An 837-nucleotide genomic window follows, 5' to 3' on the forward strand; every position below is an offset into this window, starting at 1 on the left:
CTCGTCGGCACTGCGGGTGCCGACCAGGACGCTCGCGACGGCGGGGTGCCCGAACGGGAACCGCAGGGCGGCGGCGCGCAGCGGTACTCCGTGCCGCTCGCAGACGGCCTTGAGGTCGAGCGCCCGCTGCACCAGGTCCGCGGGGGCTGCGGTGTAGTCGAAGGTGGCGCCGGGGCGCGGGTCGGCCAGCAGGCCGGAGTTGAAGACGCCGCCGATGACGACACCGACCCCGCGCTGCTCGGCCAGCGGCAGGAGTTCGGCCAGGCCACGCTGGTCGAGCAGGCTGTAGCGGCCGGCGAGCAGGACGACGTCGACGTCCGTGTCGCGGACGAAGCGGGCGAGCAGCCCGGCCTGGTTCATGCCGACGCCGATCGCCCCCAGCCGGCCGTCGGCACGCAGGCGTTCCAGCTCCGGATAGGCCTCGGCGAGGGCCTGCTCCGCGTGGTCGTCCGGGTCGTGCAGGTAGGCGATGTCGATCCGGTCGGTCCCGAGGCGCTGAAGGCTCTCCTCGATGGAGCGGCGTACGCCCTGCGCGCTGAAGTCCCAGACGCGGCGGTGGGTGGCGGGCACGGCGAAGCCGTTGGCGAGGTCGTCGCCGCCGTTGAAGGCGACCGGTTCCAGCAGCCGGCCGACCTTCGTGGACAGGGTGTACTCGTCCTTCGGGTGCTCGCGTAGTACGGCGCCGAGCCGGCGTTCGGAGAGGCCGAGACCGTAGTGCGGGGCGGTGTCGAAGGTGTGGATGCCGGTGTCCCAGGCGGCCGCGACAGCGTCGGCGGCCTGCTCGTCGGTGACCGGGGTGAACAGGTTGCCGATGCCCGCGGCGCCGAAGGCGAGCTC

The 837-nt window shown here is 73.5% G+C and carries 1 protein-coding gene; it reads right to left on the bottom strand.

Annotated features, from left to right (window positions below):
* On the bottom strand, nucleotides 1-837 hold an 837-nt coding region (locus ASC99_RS18610; protein ID WP_235583062.1), incomplete at both ends, for an aldo/keto reductase.

This window comes from Kitasatospora sp. Root107, from assembly GCF_001424875.1.
In the GTDB taxonomy this organism is placed as follows: Bacteria; Actinomycetota; Actinomycetes; order Streptomycetales; family Streptomycetaceae; genus Kitasatospora.